Source organism: Sphingomonas sp. (assembly GCF_048594985.1).
Classification (GTDB): Bacteria; Pseudomonadota; Alphaproteobacteria; order Sphingomonadales; family Sphingomonadaceae; genus Sphingomonas_I.
Genome location: NZ_JBMDXG010000165.1, coordinates 1 through 4,795 on the forward strand (window position 1 = coordinate 1; position 4,795 = coordinate 4,795).

Genomic DNA, 4,795 nt, shown 5'->3' on the forward strand with positions numbered 1-4,795 from the left:
GACGCATCAGCCCGATCATCGGCTCGGTCGTCGTGGCGACGATGCCAGCGAAACGCTCGTCCAGCAGGAAGAGCGCGGTCAGCGCCGCGCGCGACGCCGGCGGGGCATGAGCCACCGCCAGCGCGCGTTCGGGATCGGCCAGGTCCGTCGCGGGCGCGACGGGGTCGATCAGCGGTAGCAGACCTTCTTCGCCGCCTCGACCACGCGGGCGGGGGTGACCAGCGCCAGCTTTTCGAGATTGGCGGCGTAGGGCAGCGGCACGTCCTCGTTGGTGACGCGCAGCACCGGCGCGTCGAGGTCGTCGAAGCCCTCCTCCATCGCGATCGCCGCGATTTCCGACGCGATCGAGCAGGTCGGCCAGCCCTCCTCGATCACCACGAGGCGGTTGGTCTTCTTCAGGCTGGCGAGGACCGTGCCCTTGTCGAGCGGACGCAGCGTGCGCAGATCGATCACCTCCGCGTCGATGCCCTCTTCGGCGAGCGTCTTGGCCGCTTCGAGCGCCACGCCAACGCCGATCGTGTAGCTGACGAGCGTCACGTCCTTGCCCGGCTTGACCACGCGCGCCTTGCCGATCGGCAGGACGTAATCGTCGAGCTTCGGCACGTCGAACGACTGGCCGTAGAGCAGCTCGTTTTCCAGGAACACGACCGGGTCGTTCGAGCGGATCGCCGCCTTGAGCAGACCCTTCGCATCGGCCGCCGAATATGGCGCGATCACGATCAGGCCAGGGACGCTGGCATACCAGGGCCCGTAATTCTGGCTGTGCTGCGCGCCGACGCGCGCGGCGGCGCCATTAGGGCCGCGGACCACGATCGGGCACCGCATCTGGCCGCCCGACATGTAATTGGTCTTGGCGGCCGAATTAATGATGTGGTCGATCGCCTGCATGGCGAAGTTGAACGTCATGAACTCGACGATCGGGCGGAGCCCCGCCATCGCGGCACCGGTGCCGATGCCGGCAAAGCCATATTCGGTGATCGGGGTGTCGATCACGCGCTTGGCGCCGAATTCGTCGAGCAGCCCCTGCGTGACCTTGTACGCGCCCTGATATTCGGCGACTTCCTCGCCCATCACGAAGACGCGCTCGTCCGAGCGCATCTCCTCGGCCATCGCGTCGCGCAGCGCCTCGCGGACGGTCGTGCGGACCATCTCGGTCCCCGCGGGGACTTCCGGATCGACATGCGTGTCGACCACCGTCGCGACCAGATCGCGCGCGCCGGTCTCCATCTTGGGCGCATGGGCTTCGCCCCCCTCGCCACCGATCTCGGTCTTCTGCGAGGCCGGCGTCTCGACCGGCTCGGCCGCCGCCTGGGCCTCGGCCGGAGCCGACGAGGCGGCGGCGGCGGACACATCCTCGCCCTCGCCCGCGATCAGCGCGATCACCGCGCCGACCTTCACCCCGTCCGTGCCTTCGGGCACGACGATCCTGGCGAGCGTGCCTTCGTCGACCGCCTCGAATTCCATCGTAGCCTTGTCGGTCTCGATCTCGGCGATGACGTCGCCGGACTTCACCGAATCGCCTTCCTGCTTGAGCCACTTGGCGAGCGTGCCCTCCTCCATCGTCGGGGAGAGCGCGGGCATCTTGAGTTCAATCGGCATGTTCTCTCAGCACTCAATAAGTGTCGACGAGGACGTCGGTATAGAGGTCGGCGACTTCCGGCTCGGGGCTTTCCTCCGCGAAGGCCGCGCTGTCGGCGACGATCTTGCGGATGTCCTTGTCGAGCGCCTTGAGCTGGTCCTCGCTCACGCCCTTTTCGGCCAGGATCTTGGCGAGATGGTCGATCGGGTCGGACTTGTCGCGCACCGACTGGACCTCGTCGCGGCTGCGATACTTGGCCGGATCGGACATCGAATGGCCGCGATAGCGATAGGTCTTGAATTCGAGCAGGATCGGGCCGTTGCCGTCGGCGATCCACTTGAGCGCTTCCTCGGCCGCGCCGCGCACCGCGAGCACGTCCATGCCATCGACCTGGATGCCCGGAACGCGGAAGCTCTCGCCGCGCTTGTAGAGCTGGTCCTCGGCCGAGGCGCGGTTCACGCTCGTGCCCATGGCGTACTGGTTATTTTCGATCACGAAGATCACGGGCAGCTTCCACAAGGCCGCCATGTTGAAGCTTTCGTAGACCTGGCCCTGATTGGCCGCGCCGTCGCCGAAATAGACCAGGGCCACGCCGCCATCGCCGGCATATTTGTGCTTGAAGCCGAGGCCCGCGCCGATCGACACCTGCGCGCCGACGATGCCGTGACCGCCGTAAAAGCCATGTTCGACCGAGAACATGTGCATCGAGCCGCCCTTGCCGCGCGAAATGCCGGCGGCGCGGCCGGTCAGCTCGGCCATGATGATGTTTGGATCGATGCCGTAGGCGAGCATATGGCCATGGTCGCGATAGCCGGTGACGACCGAATCCCGCCCGACCGTGAGCGCGGACTGCAGGCCGACGGCGACCGCCTCCTGACCGATATAGAGGTGGCAGAAGCCGCCGATCAGGCCCAGGCCGTACAACTGGCCGGCTTTTTCCTCGAACCGGCGGATGAGCAGCATCTGCCGATAGAATTCGAGCAGCTCCTCCTTCGAGGCGTCATAGGGCAAAGGATCGGTCGGGCGCTCGCGATTGGGCGTCGCCGGGGGCGCGCCGGCCGAAGCCTGCGAAAGTGCGGATTTAGCTGCTCGGGCCAAGGCGGGTCTCTCTCCTGCGGCGCTAAGGAACGCGGCCCCTATAGGCGCAGCGTGTGCACCGCCGCAACGGCCTGCCCCGTAACAAAATTAGTCGAGGGGGATGATGCGGTCCTGAGGCGCGACCTGCCCCGTCTGGCGGCGCACCAATTCCTCGGCATAATCGGGGTCGACACGGCCCGGCGCGAGCAGGCGGGCATGATGCTGGAGCTTGGCGCGCCGATCGGCCAGCACGCGCAAGGTTTCGGCCCGCTCACGCGCCTGATCCTTATATCCCGCAAGCGACATCAGCCCGTTGGGACCCACGATCGCCGCGCCCGCGAAATAAGCGATCACGAACAAGGCGATCGCCGGGCCGGCGGCCGATCTGAGCAGGGCAAGGGTCGGGCGGCGGGTCATCGTCACGGCGAGGAGAATCACGATTCCCCAACGGCTTCAAGCAAAAAGGTGTGGCGGCCGCGCAGGCCGCCGGATTTAGCCGGGGAACGCCGCCCAGCCGGAAGCGCTGATGCGCCTGCGGATCAGCGCCGGGCCGGCACGATCCGGTCCGGCAAGGTGCGAATCGGATGGACGAAGCTTGGCCGTGGCGTCCGCTCCGTCGCCGGTTCGCGCCGCCCGTCAAGCAGCCGCGCGAGCAGGGCCTGCCCCTCCGCCCACTCACCGAGCCCGGATTCGGCGTTGATGTGCCCGGCGCCTTCCAAAGTCACGAGGGCCGCGCCCCAGGCACCGGCCTGCTCCCCCGCGCGCTCAAGCGTGCACCACGGATCATTATCGCTCGCCACCAGCAAAGCCGGGAACGGCAAGCGACCCTGCGGCGCTGGCGCGAAGCGCGCGATACGCGAATCGGCCCCGGGACGATCGACGTCGGGCGGCGCCACCAGCAGCGCGCCGACCACGTTGCCGCGCACGCCTTCGCCCAGCAGGCTGGCCCACCACAGCACCGCGAGGCAGCCGAGACTGTGCGCGACCAGCACCACCGGCCCCTGCGCCGCACCCACCGCATGGTCGATACGGCTGATCCAGACGTTGCGCTGCGGATCATCCCACAGCCCGAGCTGGATGCGCAGGCAATCGTGCCGTTCGCGCTCCCATTCGCTCTGCCAGTGGCCCGGCCCTGAATCGCCCAAGCCCGGCACCAGCAGCACCAATGGCGAGAGATTGCGTTCGCCCGTGAACATGCGCCCAACTCCTTTCCCCAAGGATGGGCACACGTTATTCCCTATTCCAGAGCAGGAGAATACAGATCGCGTTGTGGCGTCCCTAGCCCGGCTTGGAAAGGCCCCGGTTCAGCGCTTGAGCGACGCGCGCCCGGCATAGCGGCCGATCGACCCCAGCTCCTCCTCGATCCGGATAAGCTGGTTGTACTTGGCGAGCCGGTCCGACCGCGCGAGCGAGCCGGTCTTGATCTGGCCGCAGTTGGTGGCGACGGCGAGATCGGCGATCGTCGAATCCTCGGTTTCGCCCGAGCGGTGCGACATGACCGCGGTATAGCCGGCGCGCTGCGCGAGGCTGACCGCTTCCAGCGTCTCGGACAGCGTGCCGATCTGATTGACCTTGACCAGCAGCGAGTTGGCGAGACCCTTCTCGATCCCTTCGCCCAGGATCTTCGGATTGGTGACGAACAGGTCGTCGCCGACGAGCTGAATCTTCTGGCCGAGCTTGTCGGTCAGCAGCTTCCAGCCGTCCCAATCCTGTTCCGCCATGCCGTCCTCGATCGAGACGATCGGGTAGGCGGCGGCGAGTTCGGCGAGATAGTCGACCATCTCGGCAGGCGACAGCTTCCGCCCCTCGCCTTCCAGATCGTAGACGCCGTTCTTGAAAAACTCACTCGCGGCGCAATCGAGCGCGATCGCGACCTCCTCGCCCGGGCGGTAGCCCGCCGCCTCGATCGACCCCATAATGAAATCGAGCGCGTCCTTCGGGCTGGCCAGGTTGGGCGCGAACCCGCCCTCGTCGCCGACGGCGGTCGCCAGCCCCTTGTCGTGCAGCTTCTTCTTCAGCGTGTGGAAGATCTCGGTGCCGCAGCGAACCGCTTCGAGCAGGCTTTCGCTGCCGATCGGCACGATCATGAATTCCTGGAAATCGATCGGGTTGTCCGCATGCGCGCCGCCGTTGACGATG

General features: G+C 66.9%; 5 protein-coding genes. All 5 read right to left on the minus strand.

All coding sequences use genetic code 11. From position 1 onward, the window contains the following. Window positions 1–168 precede the first annotated feature (168 nt). Window positions 169–1,599 carry a pyruvate dehydrogenase complex E1 component subunit beta gene (locus tag ACOJSF_RS06300; RefSeq protein WP_420141369.1) on the minus strand — a complete coding sequence of 477 codons (1,431 nt, stop codon included), beginning with the start codon at window positions 1,597–1,599 and terminating at the stop codon, window positions 169–171. A 13-nt stretch (window positions 1,600–1,612) separates the two neighbouring features. Continuing rightward, on the minus strand, window positions 1,613–2,677 hold the full coding sequence (gene pdhA, locus ACOJSF_RS06305; protein ID WP_420141370.1) for a pyruvate dehydrogenase (acetyl-transferring) E1 component subunit alpha: 1,065 nt from the start codon (window positions 2,675–2,677) through the stop codon (window positions 1,613–1,615). Between the two features lie 87 nt (window positions 2,678–2,764). Beyond that, a complete protein-coding gene (locus ACOJSF_RS06310) occupies window positions 2,765–3,094 on the minus strand; it encodes an FtsB family cell division protein (RefSeq protein ID WP_420141371.1) in 330 nt (109 codons plus the stop codon). Window positions 3,095–3,195: 101 nt separating this feature from the next. Continuing rightward, complete coding sequence (locus ACOJSF_RS06315) at window positions 3,196–3,852, minus strand: RBBP9/YdeN family alpha/beta hydrolase (RefSeq protein ID WP_420141372.1); 657 nt, start codon at window positions 3,850–3,852, stop codon at window positions 3,196–3,198. Window positions 3,853–3,960: 108 nt separating this feature from the next. Next, a partial coding sequence (gene eno / locus ACOJSF_RS06320; protein ID WP_420141373.1) for a phosphopyruvate hydratase occupies window positions 3,961–4,795 on the minus strand: 835 nt, incomplete at its 5' end.